Consider the following 16963-nt stretch of genomic DNA (forward strand, 5'->3'; position numbering starts at 1 on the left):
GTCTCTACCTTTCTCGGAGCTGTTCGGTATTGCCGACACCGGTAGGAGCGCGGTCGGGTCGGGATGCCAACAGAAAGACCCGAAGAAAAAAATCCGCGGTTCTACTGGACCCGTCGACGAGCAGCGAGGGAGACGGATGGACACGGCGGCACGGGACGACACCGCACTGGTCGAGGCGGTGCGCCGCGGCGAGCGGGCCGGGCTGGAGGGCATGTACCGGCGGTACGCCGATCGCCTGTACACGTACGCCCGGACCATGCTGCGCGAGCCGGAGGCCGCCGCGGACGCCGTCCACGACGCGTTCCTCACCGCCAGCCAGCGCATCGGCCAGCTCCGCGAGCCCGACCGGCTGCGCTCCTGGCTGTACGCGATCGTGCGCAACGAGTGCCTTCGGCAGCTGCGGGAGCGGTCCCGCTCCCTGCCGCTGGAGGAGGCCGGCGAGCCGGTGGCCGACATCGCCGACCCGGGCACGGGCGTCAACGCCGCGCAGGTACGCGACCTGGTGCACACCGCGGTCGCCGCGCTGAACCCGGGCGACCGTGAGGTGGTCCACCTGGCCATCCGCCACGACCTGTCGTCCGCCGACATCGGCGCGGCCCTCGGGGTGCCCGCGAACCACGCGCACGCCCGCCTGTCGCGCGCCCGCCAGCAGCTCGAACGGGCGCTGGGGGCGCTGCTGGTGGCCCGCACCGGAGCCCGGGACTGCCCGACCCTCGCCGGACTGCTCGACGGCTGGCAGGGCCGGCTCACCCCGACCCTGCGCAAGCGGGTCTCGCGGCACATCGAGGGCTGTGCGGTGTGCGGGCTGCTCCGGCGGGAACAGCTCAGCCCGGCCGCGCTGCTGTCGGCGTACACGGCACCGGCCTTCCTGGTCGTCGCCGACACGGTGTGGCCGCGACTGGCCGAGACCTGCGCGGCCGACGTCCTGGCCGACCCGGTGGCCGGCGCGGGAGTCGATCCGGCGGGTGCGGACACGGCCGCCCCCGCCACCGACGAGCCGCCGGTGGCCGGCGAACCAGCCGCGTCGGGGCCCGCCGGGCCGGCGGACGGACCGGTCGAGGGGCCCGCACCCACGGCCGACGGGGCGGTGGTCCCGGACGGTGCGGCGGTCGCTCCGGACAATGCGGCGGTGGTCCCGGACAACGCGGCGGTGGTCCGCGACGGTGTGGCGGTCACTCCGGATGGTCCGGCGGTGGTCCGCGACGGTGTGGCGGTGGCGCGCGGTGCGGCGCACGCCGTGCGGACGACCTCGCGGGCGAACCGCGAGCGGCGCCGGCGGCGGCTGGCCGCGACGGCGGCTCTGCTGGTCCTCCTCGCCGCGCTCGGCACCTGGGCACTGGCACCCGGGCGCCCGACCGCGCGGAACGCCTCCGGCCAACCGATGTCCGAGACCTTCGGCTCACCGGTCGGTGGTCCGGTGGCGCCCGCCTCCGCGCCGGCGTCCGTCACGGCCACGGGAGGTGACCCGCGGGCTGCCGAGCCGCCGCCGGCCGGCGCCGCCGGCGCGACGTCCGGGACCGCGGTCGTGCCGGCGGACGGCGACGGGGCCGCCCGGACCGAGGCGCCCGAGGTCGCACCCGGTGGCGGCGCACCGGCACCGACCAGGCCTCCGGCGCCGACCAGGCCTCCGGCGCCGACCAGGTCTCCGACCGCGCCCCGGCCGACCGGCGCACCGCAGGTCGCCGCGCCGTTCACGGTCACCGCCACCGCTCACGTGCGGTGCGGCTCGGAGACGTACAGCCTCGTGGTGCGGGCCGCCGGCAGTGCCACGCTCGTCGCCGCCGAGGTTCGCTGGACACCCGCCGGGGGCAGGACGTCGGCGCGGGCCCTGACGGTGGACGGATCGGCGGCGCGGGCGACCGTCGGGCAGTTGCGCGCGTCGGCGCTGACCTGGTCGGTGCGGGCGACCACGACGGATGGCCGTACGGCGCAGAGCCCGACCCACCCGGTCACCGACCCGTGCGTCCGCCCGGGATAGCCGGGACGGTTCCGCCACGCCTGACGGGCAGCGGTGACCCACGGCGCGCGATGTCCGTTTTCTCCTCTCCGGGCGGCCCGGCCCGAGCGGCTGAAATACCGTGTCGGGGTGACGCTGAGACTGGAGCCGATGACCGACGAGCAGTACCTCCGGTACCGGCAGCGGGCGGAATCGAGCTACGCGCGGCACATCGCCGAGTCCGGCGCGATGCCGGTGCCGGAGGCACAGCAGAAGGCGCAGGAGGAGTACGCGAAGCTCCTGCCCGACGGCCTGACGACGCCGGGTCACCATCTCTGGACGGCCTACGACGGTGCCGACGAGGTCGGCATGCTGTGGCTGCACGTCGAACAGAAGTCGGACGGCCCGCACGCCTTCGGCTACGACTTCGAGGTGCGGCCGGACCTGCGGCGCAAGGGCTACGGGCGGGCCATGATCCAGGCCGTCGAGAAGCGGTGCCGGGAGTGGGGAGTCGTCTCGATCGGCCTGAGCGTCTTCGGCTTCAACCTCCCCGCGCGGGCGCTCTACGAGCAGCTGGGCTTCGAGGCGACCGCCATCCAGATGCGCAAGCGGCTGTAGCTCACGAGGGCCGCGCGACGGGGCACCCGTCGCCCCGGAACTGCGGACGACGACGCGCGCCGCGTACGGCCGATGGCCCACGTGCCGCGTACGGCCGGGGTTGGATGGGGCGGTGAGCTACGCGGAGGTCGACGGGCTGCGCCTGTGGCACGAGGAGCGCGGTGCCGGCCGCCCGCTGCTGTTGCTGCACGGCGGCTTCGGATCGGTGGAGACGTTCGCGCCGCTCCTGCCGACGCTGGCCGCGCGTCGTCGGGTGGTCGCGGTCGACCTTCAGGGCCACGGCCGCACCGCCGACGTCGACCGTCCGCTGCGCCACGAGTCGATGGCCGACGACGTCGCGGCGCTGATCGGCCACCTCGGCCTGACCGAGGCGGACGTGATGGGCTACTCGCTCGGCGGCGGCGTGGCGTTGCGGACCGCGATCCAGCACCCGGCGCTGGTGCGCCGGCTGGTCGTCGTCTCCGCGCCGTGCCGGCGGCAGGGCTGGTATCCGGAGGTGCTGGCGGGCATGCCCGAGCCCGACGAGGAGGCGGGCGAGCGGATGCGCGGCACTCCGCCGCACGAGCTCTACACCGGCGTCGCGCCCCTACCCGGGGACTGGTCGCGGCTCTGGGCGAAGACCGGCGAACTGCTGCGCCGTGACTACGACTGGTCGGCGGAGGTGGCCGCCCTCGCCGTGCCAACCCTGCTGGTCTTCGCCGACGCCGACTCGGTCCGCACCGCGCACATGGTGGAGTTCTTCGGGCTGCTCGGCGGCGGCCACCGGGATGCCGGCCCGGACGGCACCGACCGCCCGGCCTCCCGGCTCGCCGTGCTGCCGGGGCTCACCCACCACGACATCGTGGTCTCGCCGGCGCTGCCCGCCGCCGTGCTGCCGTTCCTCACCCACCCGGTCTCGCCGCCCGGCTGACTCCGGATGGCGCCCGGACTCGGCGCAGCCGTGATCCGGCTGGTGCCGCGGGGTCCACCGCCGGCCCGGCCCGACGCGAGGCGAGACCCGGGCGCGACGGAAACCGGTTCCCGTCGCGCCCGGGGGCCGGTCAGCTGGTGAAGCCGCCGTCCACGTTGACCACCGCGCCGGTGACGTAGCCGGCCTCGGGGCCGGCGAGGTGCGCCACGGTGGCGGCGATGTCAGCCGGGGTGGCGAAACGGCCGAGGGCGGTGAAGCCGGCGATGGTCGCGGCGTTCGGGCCGTCCGCCGGGTTGGCGTCGGTGTCCGTCGGCCCCGGGTTGACCAGGTTGGCCGTGATCCCGCGCGGGCCGAGTTCCCGGGCGAGGCCCCGGGTCAGTCCGACCAGCGCCGTCTTGCTCATCGAATAGAGAGACAGGCCGGGGAAGACCGCCCGCTCCCCGACGTTGCTGCCGATGCTGATGATCCGGCCGCCGTCGGTCAGGTGCCGCACGGCGGCCTGCGCGGCGAGGAACGGCGCACGGACGTTCACCGCGAGCGTCCGCTCCACCTCGTCGTCGTTGAGTTCCGTCACCTGGCCGACCAGGAACACCCCGGCGTTGTTGACCAGGATGTCGAGGCGACCCAGTTCCGTGGCTGCCCGGTCGACCGCGTCGCGGACGGCGACGGGGTCCGCGCTGTCCGCCCGGATCGCCGACGCCCGCCGGCCGAGCGCCTCGATCTGCTTCGCCACCACCGCCGCCCGGTCGGTCGAGTTCTCGTACGTGATCGCCACGTCGGCACCTTCCTGTGCCAGGCGCAGGGCGATGGCGGCGCCGATGCCCCGGGCGCCGCCGGTGACCAGGGCAGCTCTTCCGTTCAATGTCGTCATGCCAACGATCTTGGTCGTCGGACGGCTCCCGGGTCTGGCGGCGATCGGACGCCTCGTTGCCGGGGAGTCGGCCGGGGCCCCGCACCGGGCGGTCGACGCCGAGGCGGGGGTGCCGACGGCACCGCCGCCAACTAATTCCGCTCCCGCGACGCGCTGCTCGGCGCGGTCGCGTTCCACCTCGCCTCCGGATCACCGGGTGGCGCGTTCGAGGTCGCTCTGCTGCACTACGTCATGGACGGGCTGCTGCTCGACCTGCTCGGCACGTCCATCGAGGCGGGATTCGACCCCGACGACGTGGTCGTGGCGTTCGTGTCCCGGCTGGTCGGCGGCCGCCGACCAATGACCCGCGAAGGAGGCGTGGTGGAGCTGACGCCCATGACGGCCGAGGAGTTCGCGCGGCGGCGGGAGCCGCTCGTGCGCTCGTACGCCGAGGCGATGGTCGTCGATCGCGGCCTGGCCCCGGACGCGGCCCTGGACCGGGCCACCACCCAGCTGCGCGAACAGCTCCCCGACGGCGTCGACAGCGCCGGCGCCCTGCTCCGCACGGCCCGGGTGGGCGACGCCGAGGTGGGATGGATCTGGGTCGCGCTCCCCGGCGGCCCCGCCGGGGCCCACACCGCATGGCTCAACAACGTCGAGGTGCATCCCGGACATCGGAGACAGGGGTACGGGCGGCGGATGATCCAGCTCATCGAGGCGGAACTCGCCGCCCTCGGGGTGCCCGAGCTGGGGCTGAACGTCTTCGGCTCCAACACGGGGGCCATCCACCTCTACCACAGCCTCGGCTACCGGGTGGCCGCCCAGCAGATGACGAAGCGGATCTCCCCGGCCGGCTGAACCCGTCAGGAGTGTTCCCCCGCGCAGCGGGAACCCCCGCCCCGGACGCACCTGGGGAGGAGCGACGGATGAGGCATGGTGGCGGACTGACCATCGGTGTGCTCGGCTCGTACGGCGGTCGCAACCTCGGTGACGAGGCGATCCTGAGCGGCCTGCTGGCCGATCTGCGGGAGCAGGAGCCGAACGGGCGGATCATCGTCTTCTCCCGGAACCCGGAGCACACCCGCGTCGCCCATCCCGACGTGGAGGCGGTGCCCTGGGAGGGGATCAGCCGGACCGACTCGGCGCTGGTCCTGGCCCAGCTCGACGTGCTGATCCTCGGCGGCGGCGGCATCCTCTACGACCGGGAGGCCCGCCGCTACCTGCGGGTGGTCCGGGTCGCCCAGGAGCGGGGCCTGCCGCTGCTGACGTACGCGGTGGGGGTCGGGCCGCTCAGCGAGGGCGTGGACACGGGCATGGTGCGGGAGACCCTGGCCAGCGCCAGCCAGGTGACCGTGCGGGACCAGGAGTCCCGGATGGTGCTGGAGGAGGCGGGGCTGCTCAACCCGATCACCGTGACCGCAGACCCGGCGTTCCTGATCGAACCCGAGGACTTCCCGGCGGACCTGCTCCGCGAGGAGGGCGTGCCGGCCGGCAAGCGGCTGGTCGGGATGAGCGTACGGGAGCCGGGCCGGGCCGCCGAGCGGCTCGACGTCGACGGCTACCACCGTCTGCTCGCCCAGATCGGCGACTTCCTGGTGCACCGGATCGACGCCTACGTGCTCTTCGTCCCGATGGAGCGCGACGACATCCGGCACTCGCACGGCGTGCTGTCGCACATGGTCGCCGCCGAGCGGGGCCGGATCCTGCACGGCACCTACTCGCCCCAGCAGGTGCTCGGGCTGATGCGCCACTTCGACCTGGCCGTGGGCATGCGGCTGCACTTCCTGATCTTCGCCGCGATGGCGGGCACGCCGTTCCTGCCGCTGCCGTACGCCGGCAAGGTCTTCGACCTGGCCCAGCGGCTCGGGGTGCCGGCGCTGCGCGGCGTGGAGCGGGAGGTCGAGGGCCCGCTCCTGGCCGAGGTCGACCGGCTCTGGGACGAGCGGGAGCAGCGGGCCGAGGCCACCGCCCGGCGGGTGGCCGAAGTGTGCGACGAGGCCCGGGGGACCTCCCAGGTCACCCGCGCCGTGCTGGACAGCCTGCGCGCCCGCTCCCTGGCCCCGGCGGCCTGACCCGGCGGCTCAGACCGCCGGTCCGCGCCAGCGGTAGCACCACCGGTCGGCCTCGGCGGCCACGGACTCCAGCTCGTAGATCTCCGCCTCGGCCAGCCCCTTCGCGCCGAGGTGGTGGTGGGTCAGCGGCGGCCGGCCGTTCGGGTCCAGCTCCACGGTGACGGTCTCGCCGTCGGCGACGCCACCCACCAGGGGGATTTCTGCCGTTGATGCCATGCGCCCCATCCTGCCCGGCCCGGCCCGTCGGCGCAGGGGATAGCGGGGCAGCGGGCCTGGGCGCCCCGGCACTAGGGTCGGTGGATGGCGGAGACGGAGATCGATACCACCCTCGGCCCGGTGCTGGCGCGTACGGGCGACGAGCGGGCGGTGCTCGAGTCGTTCCTGGACTTCCACCGGGGCGTGCTGCTGCGCAAGCTGCGCGGGCTCAACGACGCCGACGCGGCCCGCCGGCTGGTGCCCTCGGCCACCACCGTCGCCGGCCTCGTCAAACACCTGACGCTGGTGGAACGGAACTGGTTCCCGTGCCTGCTGGCCCCCGGCCCCGGCGACGTTCACCTCACCTCCGAGGAGGACGCGGTGGCCAGCTTCACGCTCACCGACGGCGACACCGTCGAACGGCTCGCCGCCGCCTACGAGCGGGCCTGCGCCCGGTCCCGGGAGGTCGCCGGCCGGTTCGACCTCGACCACGTCGTGCCGCACCCGCAGCTCGGCGAGGTCTCGCTGCGCTGGATCCTGGTGCACATGATCGAGGAGACCGCCCGGCACGCCGGGCACGCCGACATCCTCCGCGAGCTGACCGACGGCGCCACCGGCGCGGTCTGACCGCCGCGGGCGGGCGCGACCGGCGCGGCGACCCGGGTGACGAGCCGGCGCGCAGCGGCGGGCCGGCGGCGTCAGCGACGCGGCAGCAGGTCGGGCGGATACTCCATGCCGTCGTGGGCGCAGGCCGCCGCCGCGACCCGGGCCGCGTACGCCGCCGCGTCGGTCAGCGACGCGCCGCGCAGCCGGCCGGCGATCAGGCCCGCCGCGAAGGCGTCCCCCGCGCCGTTGGTGTCGACGACCGGTCCGGGCGACGCGGCGGCGGGCACCGGCGTCGGGGCGCCCCCACCGGTGTGCAGCTCGGCGCCGTCCGCCCCCCGGGTCACCAGCACCGTGCGGGGCGCCAGCGCGGCGGCGAGCGCGCCCGCCCCCGCGCCCAGCCGGACGCCGCTGACGAAGACCAGGTCGGCCACCTCGGCGAAGGGACGGTGGTAGGCGTTCCCGCCGTCCCAGTCGTGCAGGTCGGTGGAGAGGACGGCCCCGTCGGCGAGCCCGGCGCGCAGGGCGGGCAGCAGGGGAAGCGTCCAGTCCATGATCGAGAGGTGCACGTGCGCGGCCTGCCGGACCAGCGCGGTCACCTCGGCCGCCGGGAACGGGGCCGGTCCGTGCCAGGGGCGCGGATCGTAGAGCGACATCCGCCGGCCGGCCGGGTCGACCATGTTCACCGACCGCCGGGTGCCGGCCGGGGCGTCGCCCAGCACGGCGTGCACGCCCGTGCGGGCCAGCGCGGCGCGGACCACGTCGCCGGCCGGGTCGACGCCGACGACGTCGACCACCGCCACCCGGAGCCCGAGCGCGTGCGCGGCCAGCGCCACCCCGGCACCGGTGTTGCCGATCCGCAGGTCGATCGGGTCGACGGCGAGGGAGTCGGCGGCCGGCAGCGGGATCGCGGGCACCCGCACCCGCACGTCGACACCGAGGCCGCCGATCACGAGGAGGTCGTACACGCGCCCGACCCTAGCCCGCCGCCCACCCGGCCGGGCACCGCGGCCCCCGACCCGGCTGCCCCGCCGGTCGCCCGTCCGGGCCGTCGACGGTGTGCTGGCCGGGGCCGCGAGGGCCCGGCCCGATATCCTCGCCGGGGTCGTCGCGAGGAGGGGGACGCGTGCTGGTCGTCCACGGGGTCTGGCGGTCGGGCGTCGGGCTCGCCGTCTGGGCCGAGGACAGCACGCTGCCGGCGCACGCGCCGCGCCGCCCGGGGCGGGCGCCCCGGGAACGGCCGCACCCGTTCGCCGCCGACCACGCCGCGCTCGCCGCCGCGCTGGCCGGAACGGCCGAGCCGGCCGACCTCGGCACGGCCCTGCTCGCCCTCCCCACCCGGGCCGGCACGCCGCTGGACTCCCCGGAACTCGTCCGCCCCGACGTCGCCGGGACGGTCCGCGGGCCGGTCACCCTCGCCGGGTGGCGGGTCCCCGTCCTCTGGTTCGCCCCCGACGCCGCCCTGCCCCTGCTGCGCGGCGTCGACACGGTGGCCGCCGTGCCGGGCGCGACCCTGCGCCACCTCGCCGAGTTGGCCGACTTCGCGGTCGACCTGGCGGCCCGGGGCCGGGTCCTGCCCGGCCTCGCCGAGCCGCCCCCGGCGGCCCGTTGCCGGCCGGGCGGGGAACGGGGGGAGGCCGTCGCCCGGGCGGTGTGGCAGCCGCTGCTGACCGGCACGGACGCCGCCTGGGCCCGGGCGCTGGCACTGGCCCTGCCCCCGGCCGCCCGCGCCGCCACCGGGCTCGACGCGCCGGGCGGCCCCCGTGCCGCCGCCGGACCGGGCACCCCGTCCGGGCCGGACGCGGCTCGCCACCGCGCCGCGCGACCCGGCCCGCCCACCGGGCGCCACCGGCCCGCGCCGGGCGGCGCCGACGCGCCGGGCGCGCTGGTCGCCGACGCGCTCGACGCGCTCACCGACGCCGCCGTCCGGGCGGCTCTGGCGGAGACCGCGCTGGCCAGGGGCGTACGCCCGAACGGCGCGGTGCCGGTCTGGCTGGCCGCGCTCACCGGACCGGTGCGGGAGTTCGCCGCCGACCCCGCCGCGCTGGACACCCTCCGCGCCGAACTGGACGCCTGGCAGCGCGACGCGGCCGGCGGCGCGGTGCGGGCGAGCTTCCGCCTGGTCGAGCCGCCGGCCGACGAGGTCACCGAGCCGGTCGTCGTGGTGCCCGCCGAGGCGGCGACGGCGGGACCGGCCGGGCGGTGGCGGGTCGAGTTCGGCCTCCAGGCGGCCGACGAGCCGAGCCTGCACGTGGACGCCGGGCAGGTCTGGTGGGCGCCGGAGACCGTCGCCGGGCTGGCCGGTCGCGGCGACGACCCGCAGGAGACCCTGCTCGCCGAGCTGGGGCGCGCCAGCCGGCTCTGGCCCGAGCTGGACACCGCCCTGCGCACCGCCACGCCGGAGGTCCTGGAACTGGACGTCGAGGGGGCGCACCGGTTCCTGCGCGAGGGCGCGCCGGTGCTGCACGCCGCCGGCTTCGCGGTGCTGCTGCCGTCCTGGTGGCGGCGCCCGTCGTCCCGGCTCGGCGCGCGGTTGCAGGCCCGCAGCCGGACCGCCCCGGGCACCGTCGCCGCGACCGCCGGGGGCGTCGGCCTGGACGCCCTCGTCGACTACCGCTGGGAGGTGTCCCTCGGCGACCAGCCGCTCACGGCCGAGGAGCTGGCGTCGCTGGCCGCGCTGAAGACCCCGCTGGTGCGGCTGCGCGGGCAGTGGGTGGAACTGGACCCGAAGCGGCTCGCCGCCGGCCTGCGGCTGCTCCGCTCCACCGGCGAGCTGACCGTCGCCGACCTGCTCCGCCTCGGCCTGGCCGACGCCGAGCAGCCGGACGCGCTGCCGGTGCTGGAGGTGAGCGCCGACGGCGCGCTGGGCGACCTGCTCGCCGGGGCGGTGGAGCGGCGACTCGCCCCGCTGGATCCGCCGCCGACGTTCCACGGCACGCTGCGGCCGTACCAGCGCCGAGGGCTGGCCTGGCTGGCGTTTCTGCAGTCCCTCGGGCTCGGCGCGGTGCTCGCCGACGACATGGGGCTGGGCAAGACGGTGCAACTGCTGGCCCTGCTCGCGCAGGACCCGCCGGACGCCGGCCCGACCCTGCTGGTCTGCCCGATGTCGCTGGTGGGCAACTGGCAGCGCGAGGCGGCGCGGTTCACGCCGGCGCTGCGCGTACACGTGCACCACGGCGCGGAACGGGCGCGGGGCGAGGCGTTCGGCGCGGCCGTGCACGACGCGGACCTGGTCCTCACCACCTATTCGGTCGCGGCCCGCGACGCGGTCGACCTGGCCGGGATCGACTGGCGGCGGGTGGTGGTCGACGAGGCCCAGGCGATCAAGAACGCCGCCACCCGGCAGGCCGAGGCGGTCCGCGCGCTGCCGGCCCGGCACCGGATCGCCGTCACCGGCACGCCGGTGGAGAACCGGCTGGCGGACCTCTGGTCGATCATGCAGTTCGCCAACCCGGGCCTGCTGGGCCCGGCGGCGGCCTTCCGGAAGAAGTACGCCGAGCCGATCGAGCGGCACGGCGACGCCGAGGCGGCCGAGCGGTTGCGCCGGATCACCGGCCCGTTCGTGCTGCGTCGGCTCAAGACCGACTCCTCGATCATCTCCGACCTGCCGGAGAAGCTGGAGATGGAGGTGCTCTGCAACCTGACCGCCGAGCAGGCCTCGCTCTACCGGGCGATCGTCGACGACATGCTGGCGCGGATCGAGTCCAGCGACGGCATGGAGCGGCGCGGGCTCGTGCTCGCCGCCATGACCCGGCTCAAGCAGGTCTGCAACCACCCCGCGCAACTGCTGCGCGACGGCTCGGCGCTGGACGGCCGCTCCGGCAAGCTGGCCCGCCTGGAGGAGATCCTGGACGAGGTCCTCGCGGCGGGGGAGCGGGCCCTGCTCTTCACCCAGTACGCCGAGTTCGGCGGCATGCTGCGCGGGCACCTGTCGGCCCGCTTCGGCCGGGAGGTGCTCTTCCTGCACGGCGGCGTCGGCAAGGCCGACCGGGACGCCATGGTCACCCGGTTCCAGTCCCCGCGGGGGCCGGCGGTCTTCGTCCTGTCGCTCAAGGCCGGCGGCACCGGGCTCACCCTCACCGAGGCCAACCACGTGGTGCACGTCGACCGGTGGTGGAACCCGGCCGTCGAGGACCAGGCCACCGACCGGGCGTTCCGCATCGGCCAGCGGCGTCGGGTGCAGGTCCGCAAGTTCGTCTGTGCCGGCACGGTGGAGGAGAAGGTGGCGGCGCTGATCGCCGACAAGCGCAGCCTCGCCGCCTCGGTCGTCGGCACCGGCGAGCAGTGGGTCACCGAGCTGTCCACGACGCAGCTGCGCGAGCTGTTCACCCTGGAGGCCGGGGCGGTGGTGGAATGAGCGGGCAGCCGGAGAGCGACGGCGGGGGGAGCGGCCGGTTCGCCGACTACGGCCGGCCGCGCCGGGTCCACGGCGGGCTGCGGGCCCGCAGCACCCGGGGCGAGATCGGCCGGTCCTGGTGGTCCCGGCGCTTCCTGGAGGTGCTGGAGTCCTTCGCCCTCGGCACCCGGCTGACCCGCGGCAGGTCGTACGCGCGGGCCGGCCAGGTGGTCCGCCTGGAGGTCGCGCCCGGCACCGTCGGTGCCGTGGTGCAGGGCTCCCGCGCACAGCCGTACGAGGTGAGCATCGCCCTGCCACCGTTCCCGGAGGAGCTCTGGGCCCGCGTCGAGGCGGAACTGGCCGCCCAGGCGTTCTTCAGCGCCCGGCTGCTCGCCGGTGACCTGCCCCCGGAACTGGAGGAGCTGTTCGCGGCGGCCGGCGCCCCGCTCTTCCCCGCCGGTGTGGCGCAGCTGCGCCAGCGGTGCAGCTGCCCCGACTTCGCCGTTCCCTGCAAGCACCTCGCGGCCACGTTCTACCTGCTGGCCGAGGCGTTCGACGCCGACCCGTTCCAGTTGCTGCACTGGCGGGGCCGCAGCCGGGCGGAGCTGCTCGACCGGCTGCGCGTCCTGCGCGCCCGCGACCGGCCGGATGCGACCGGTGTCGCGTCGTCGGCCGCGCCGACCGGTGTCGCGTCGTCGGCCGCGCCGACCGGTGTCGCGTCGTCGGCCGCGCCGTCCGGCGCCGAAACCGCCGACGGCCGGCCGGACGACGCGACGGTTGTCGCGCGGTCGGCCGAGCCGTCCACGACGGACGGTGGCGCACCCCGTGCCGGGCGGAACGCCGGGGAACCGGCCGGATCCCGCCCCGGGCGCGGCGGTGCGGACCGGGCCGGGCCGGCGGCCGGACGGGACACCGTGGACACCCCGCCGGTCGGGGCGGCGCGGGCGCTCGCCGGCCTTCCGCCCGCGCCACTGGCCGAGGCGGTCGACCGGTTCTGGCTGCCGCCGGTCCCGTTGCCCGACCGACCGCCCAGCCTGGCGACCGGCCCGGACCTGCTGCTGCGGCAGCTCGGCGCGCCGGCCCCCGCCATCGGCGGGCCCGGCCTGCTGGAGCGGCTACGGCGGGCGTACCGGCTCCTGGGCCAATGAGGCCGTCGACGCGCGGGACCCCGGGTCACAGCCAGCGGCGGCGGAACCGCCACATGATCGCGGCGTTGGCCACCAGGACCACCGCGCAGACGGCCCCGGCCAGTCGCCCGGCCAGCACGGTCATCGCCGGCAGCGAGGCCCACAGCACGATCGTCAACAGCATCAGCCACCGGCCGCGCCGGGCCCGGGCCCGGTTGTCGAGCCGGGCGAAGAACGCCGGATCGCTCTCCCGGAGCTGACGGGTGATCTGCTCGAACCTGCGCTGATCCTCTTTGCTGAGCATGTGCCTTCCCCTCACGTGTTCAGCGGTTCGGCGGCATACCCGCTGCGGTGGCGGCTCACGCTCCCGTGCTGCTGCCACTTTGCCGCCGCTGCCCGCGGCGCCGGTCGGGTCGCGCCCGGGCGAGCGGGGGAGCGCCTCAGCGCAGGCTTAGCCGAACCTTAAATTTGCCTGTGGCGATGAATGCGGCGTCCGGGGCCGGCTGGGCGGGAAACGTCGGGTCCGGCCCGGGTCGTGCCGCGTAGGCCCTGCTCGCGAGGTCCGTCCCGGCCCGCGCGCGAATCCCGCGTCGCGGACCCGGCTGAGCGGCGCCTTAAGTGACGTCCTGGGGGCTTCCGGCGCTGCTTGAAGGCACCTGAACGCTTCATTACCTTCCGTGGCAACCCCCTCAGCACCAGCCGCCGCACCTGCACCCCGTGCCCGGTGCCAGTCGTCGCGGCGCAGCAGAAACGGATTGGTACATGGCCGACCAGAATGTGCCACCACGTCGACCGCGGGACGACCGCGGATGGGACGGGCGTCAGTACCCCGCCGCCGACGGTCACCGCGACACGTATCACCCCACCCCGTACGGCCACGACCCGCGCCCGCAGCACCAGGGTGGACACCCCGCCGACCCGCGGGCGCAGTACGCCCACGCCGGGCAGCCGGCCGCGCGCGGGCCGCAGTGGGTCGGCCCGGACGGCTTCGCGCGGCGGGCCGCCGCGCCCTCGCCCGGCCCGGGACTGCCCAACCTGGACGATGACGACGAGCCGGGCCGCAAGGTCGGCCGGCGCAAGGCCCTCGCGGCCCTCGGCGGCACCGCGGCCGTGGTGGCCGGTGGCGCCGCCCTGGCGATGACCCCGCAGATCCGCGGCCTCTTCGGCGACGACGTGGTGGCCGGCGACGCCACCGGCACCACGGTCACCGACGGCACCCCCGCCCGCCCGAGCGGCCAGCAGCCGAGCACGGTGCGCACCTACACCGAGCAGAACGAGAGCTACATGGGCTCCCGGGCCGGCGAGGCGCTGAAGAAGAACGCCCCGGCCGGCGGCCGGACCTTCTCCGGGCCGGCGGCCGCCGCCGCGGAGACCAAGGTGACCGTCAAGACGGTGCTCGCCAAGGACCCGGTCCTGCACCTGGCCCGGCGGGCCACCTTCGGCGTCACCGGCCAGGTGGTCGCCGACATCAAGGAGCGGGGCATCGACGGCTGGCTGCGCTGGCAGCTCGACCCCGACAAGATCGCCCCGACGAAGGCCGAGCTGAAGCTCGCCGAGCTGCCGACGCTGAAGCTGGGCACGGCGCAGCTGCGCGAGCAGCGCGACCAGCTCAACGAGCGCGGCGCGCAGCCGGAGAAGGAGATGGTGGACGCCACCATCGCCCGCCAGATCTGGTCGAAGCGGCAGCTGTTCGAGGTGATGGTCGACTTCTGGAACGACTTCCTGCACGTCGCCGCGGACTTCGACGGGGGCGAGGTGTACCGCGCGTCCTTCGACCGGGACGTCGTCCGGGCGCACGCCCTCGGCAGCTACCCGGAGATGCTGCTCGCCGCGAACCGGCACCCGGCGCTGCTGCTCTACCTCAACCAGAACGACTCCCGCGCCGACGCGGTCAACGAGAACCTGGCCCGGGAGAACCTGGAGCTCTACTCGGTCGGCGTCGACGGCGGCTACACCGAGAAGGACGTCCGGCAGGCGGCGCTGCTCCAGACCGGCCGGGGTGTCAACGACGGCAAGTACGTGTTCCGCCCCGAGCGGCACTACGTCGGCAAGGTGAAGGTCCTCGGCTTCACCCACGCGAACAACTCGAAGGACCCGAAGAAGGCCGAGGCGGCCATCGACGCGTACCTGACGTACATCGCGCTGCACCCGTCCACCGCGAAGTACGTGGCGCAGAGCCTCGCCACCCGGTTCGTCTCCGACACCCCGCCGAAGTCCCTCGTGGAGCGGCTGGCGAAGACGTACAGCACCAACAAGGGCATGATCAAGCCGGTGCTGATGACGCTGTTCAGCTCCTCGGAGTTCTGGGCGGCGGTGGGCCAGAAGGTGCGCCGGCCGATGGAGTACCTGGTCGCCACGTACCGGGCCCTGGGCGTGTCCCCGGAGGCGTCGCCGAAGCACGACAACGGCGACAGCAAGCGCACCCCGTACGCGCGGGGGCTGCGGCAGATCCACGACAGGATGCGCGAGCTGGGCCAGTACCCGATGGGCCAGCCCACCCCCGACGGCTACCCGGACGTCTACGTGGCCTGGACCTCCGCCGGCACCATGGTCAACGGCTGGAACGAGGCGGGCGAGCTGATCGCCGGCCGGCGCACCGTCTTCACCTACACCCCGCCGGAGAAGCTGGTGGCCAGGCCGCCGGCCACCGCCGGCGCGTACGTGGACGCGCTGGCCCTGCGCCTGCTGGGTCAGAAGCTGAGCGCCAGGGAGCGGTCCCTGATCCTCGGCGTGGCCGGCGTGTCGGCCGGCGACAAGGTCGACGCCACGTTCGACGGGGCCGTCACCGCCGTAGCGCGGGCGATCCTCGCTTCCCCCCAGCACCACCTCCGGTGAGGCACCCGATGGAGAAGACTGTGCACACGTTCCCCCTGCACCCCGAATGCCCCGACCTGCGGCGGCTGGCCGACGACCCGGCCGAGGCGTTGCTGCGGGCCGAGGCCGACATCGTCGCCGCCGAGAACGCCGCCGAGGCCGACCGCTACCGGCGGCTGGAGGAGCTGGAGGAGGCCCAGCAGGACGGCCGCGGCGTCACCCGGCGGACGTTCGTGGCCGGTGCCGCCGCCACGGCCACCGCCCTCGCGACCGCCCAGTTCGTCACCACCTCGGCCTCGTTCGCCGCCACCAAGACCGGCACCCTGATCCACGTCTTCCTCTACGGCGGGCTGGACGGGCTGAGCCTGGTCGCCCCGGCGGACGACCCGGTGCTCGCCAAGGCCCGCCCCGACCTGCTGCTCGCCGACGACTCCCTGGCGGTGGGCCGCGGCTTCAAGCTGACCAGCGCGTTCAAGCCGCTGGAGAAGTGGCTCCGCAGCGGCAACCTCGGCTTCGTGCCGGCGGTCTCCGACGAGCGGCTGTCGCGTAGCCACTTCCAGGCCGCGGACGCCTGCAACCTCGGCGGCCTGCCCAGCGAGACCGGCGGCCGGGGCTGGCTGGACAGCCTGGTCGACACGCTCGGCACGGGCACCGCGTTCCGCAGCGTCGGCATCGGCAGCACGCTGCCGCGGTCGCTGGTCGGCAACAACGGCGCGCTCTCCCTCGACAGCGTCGGCTCGCTGCGGCTCAACGGCGACGACCGCTACCGGGCCGCGACCGAGAAGGCGATCAAGGGGCTCTTCACCGGGATCAACCACCCGGTGCAGGAGGCCGTGCAGGACGGCCTGGGCGCGCTGGCCACCGCGCAGCGCCTCGCCGCGAAGCCGTACCAGCCGGCCGAGGGCGTCGAGTACAGGGGCGTCGGCTACGCGTTCCAGCAGCTCGCCCAGCTCATCAAGGGCGGGGCGAACGTCCGGGTCGCCACCGTCGGGATGGGCGGCTACGACACCCACGAGAACCAGGGCACCCGCGACGGTGGTCAGCTGCACCGGCGGCTCAACGAGCTGGCCAGCGCCATGGCGGCGTTCTTCACCGACCTGGGGGAGCGCTCCGCCGACGTGACCGTCATGGTCTCCAGCGAGTTCGGCCGGCGGGTCGCCTCCAACGGCGGCGGCACCGACCACGGCCACGGCGGGGTGGTCACCCTGCTCTCCGGTCGCAAGCTCGCCGGCTCGCTGCTGGGCACCTGGAACGGCCTCGACGACCTGGACTCCGGCGACGTGCCCGAGTACAACAACATGTTCAACGTCTACGGGGCCGTCGCCCAGGGCCGCTTCGGGCTCACCAACGCGGAGGTGGACAGGATCTTCCCCCGGCAGAAGTACCGCCCGATGAAGCTGTACGCGTGACGTACCCGCGCACCCACGCCGCCGGCCGGATCACCGGGCTGGTCGCCGGCTACCTGCTGCTCGTGCAGGTGCTGATGATGAGCCGCCTGCCGG

The 16963-nt window shown here is 75.4% G+C and carries 14 protein-coding genes; 10 read left to right on the forward strand and 4 right to left on the reverse strand.

What is annotated here, in order from left to right; translation table 11 throughout:
• Positions 1-136 precede the first annotated feature (136 nt).
• From ACSNN9_RS08570 to ACSNN9_RS08580, 3 genes are all read left to right on the forward strand, one after another.
• Positions 137-1978 (forward strand): sigma-70 family RNA polymerase sigma factor, encoded by a 1842-nt coding sequence (locus ACSNN9_RS08570; RefSeq protein ID WP_436672333.1) that lies wholly within the window; start codon positions 137-139, stop codon positions 1976-1978.
• Positions 1979-2086: 108 nt separating this feature from the next.
• The gene (locus ACSNN9_RS08575; protein ID WP_436672334.1) at positions 2087-2554 is read left to right on the forward strand and encodes a GNAT family N-acetyltransferase; all 468 of its coding nucleotides are present in this window, start codon (positions 2087-2089) and stop codon (positions 2552-2554) included.
• A 112-nt stretch (positions 2555-2666) separates the two neighbouring features.
• Entirely contained in the window at positions 2667-3464 is a 798-nt protein-coding gene (locus tag ACSNN9_RS08580) for an alpha/beta fold hydrolase (RefSeq protein ID WP_436672336.1), read from the forward strand.
• Between the two features lie 130 nt (positions 3465-3594).
• On the opposite strand, the gene ACSNN9_RS08585 is transcribed toward ACSNN9_RS08580, so the two are convergent.
• Positions 3595-4335 (reverse strand): SDR family NAD(P)-dependent oxidoreductase, encoded by a 741-nt coding sequence (locus ACSNN9_RS08585; RefSeq protein ID WP_436672338.1) that lies wholly within the window; start codon positions 4333-4335, stop codon positions 3595-3597.
• A gap of 153 nt (positions 4336-4488) precedes the next feature.
• Between ACSNN9_RS08585 and ACSNN9_RS08590 the strand changes: the two genes are divergently transcribed.
• Positions 4489-5172 carry a GNAT family N-acetyltransferase gene (locus tag ACSNN9_RS08590; protein WP_436672350.1) on the forward strand — a complete coding sequence of 228 codons (684 nt, stop codon included), beginning with the start codon at positions 4489-4491 and terminating at the stop codon, positions 5170-5172.
• 68 nt (positions 5173-5240) lie between these two features.
• A complete protein-coding gene (locus ACSNN9_RS08595) occupies positions 5241-6386 on the forward strand; it encodes a polysaccharide pyruvyl transferase family protein (RefSeq protein ID WP_436672339.1) in 1146 nt (381 codons plus the stop codon).
• A gap of 9 nt (positions 6387-6395) precedes the next feature.
• Here ACSNN9_RS08595 and ACSNN9_RS08600 read toward each other — a convergent pair whose 3' ends face one another.
• The gene (locus tag ACSNN9_RS08600) at positions 6396-6602 is read right to left on the reverse strand and encodes a hypothetical protein (RefSeq protein WP_357871180.1); all 207 of its coding nucleotides are present in this window, start codon (positions 6600-6602) and stop codon (positions 6396-6398) included.
• A gap of 84 nt (positions 6603-6686) precedes the next feature.
• Here ACSNN9_RS08600 and ACSNN9_RS08605 point away from each other — a divergent pair, with 84 nt between their 5' ends.
• On the forward strand, positions 6687-7208 hold the full coding sequence (locus ACSNN9_RS08605; protein WP_436672340.1) for a DinB family protein: 522 nt from the start codon (positions 6687-6689) through the stop codon (positions 7206-7208).
• A 71-nt stretch (positions 7209-7279) separates the two neighbouring features.
• Here ACSNN9_RS08605 and ACSNN9_RS08610 read toward each other — a convergent pair whose 3' ends face one another.
• Positions 7280-8152, reverse strand: a complete 873-nt coding sequence (locus ACSNN9_RS08610; protein ID WP_436672342.1) for a carbohydrate kinase family protein — start codon at positions 8150-8152, stop codon at positions 7280-7282.
• Positions 8153-8310: 158 nt separating this feature from the next.
• On the opposite strand from ACSNN9_RS08610, the gene ACSNN9_RS08615 reads away from it, so the two are divergent.
• Positions 8311-11541: an SNF2-related protein gene (locus tag ACSNN9_RS08615; protein ID WP_436672343.1), complete on the forward strand. Its 3231-nt coding sequence runs from the start codon at positions 8311-8313 to the stop codon at positions 11539-11541.
• Positions 11538-12668: an SWIM zinc finger family protein gene (locus ACSNN9_RS08620; protein ID WP_436672344.1), complete on the forward strand. Its 1131-nt coding sequence runs from the start codon at positions 11538-11540 to the stop codon at positions 12666-12668. The genes ACSNN9_RS08615 and ACSNN9_RS08620 overlap by 4 nt, the downstream gene beginning before the upstream one ends.
• A gap of 25 nt (positions 12669-12693) precedes the next feature.
• On the opposite strand, the gene ACSNN9_RS08625 is transcribed toward ACSNN9_RS08620, so the two are convergent.
• On the reverse strand, positions 12694-12951 hold the full coding sequence (locus ACSNN9_RS08625) for a DUF3040 domain-containing protein (protein ID WP_357879955.1): 258 nt from the start codon (positions 12949-12951) through the stop codon (positions 12694-12696).
• Between the two features lie 458 nt (positions 12952-13409).
• Between ACSNN9_RS08625 and ACSNN9_RS08630 the strand changes: the two genes are divergently transcribed.
• Both ACSNN9_RS08630 and ACSNN9_RS08635 read left to right on the forward strand, forming a co-directional pair.
• Positions 13410-15482 (forward strand): DUF1800 domain-containing protein, encoded by a 2073-nt coding sequence (locus ACSNN9_RS08630; RefSeq protein ID WP_436672345.1) that lies wholly within the window; start codon positions 13410-13412, stop codon positions 15480-15482.
• Positions 15483-15502: 20 nt separating this feature from the next.
• Positions 15503-16870, forward strand: coding sequence for a DUF1501 domain-containing protein (locus ACSNN9_RS08635; protein ID WP_436672346.1), 1368 nt, complete (start codon positions 15503-15505; stop codon positions 16868-16870).
• Positions 16871-16963 lie beyond the last annotated feature (93 nt).

This window comes from Micromonospora sp. URMC 107, assembly GCF_051386315.1.
Lineage (GTDB): Bacteria > Actinomycetota > Actinomycetes > Mycobacteriales > Micromonosporaceae > Micromonospora.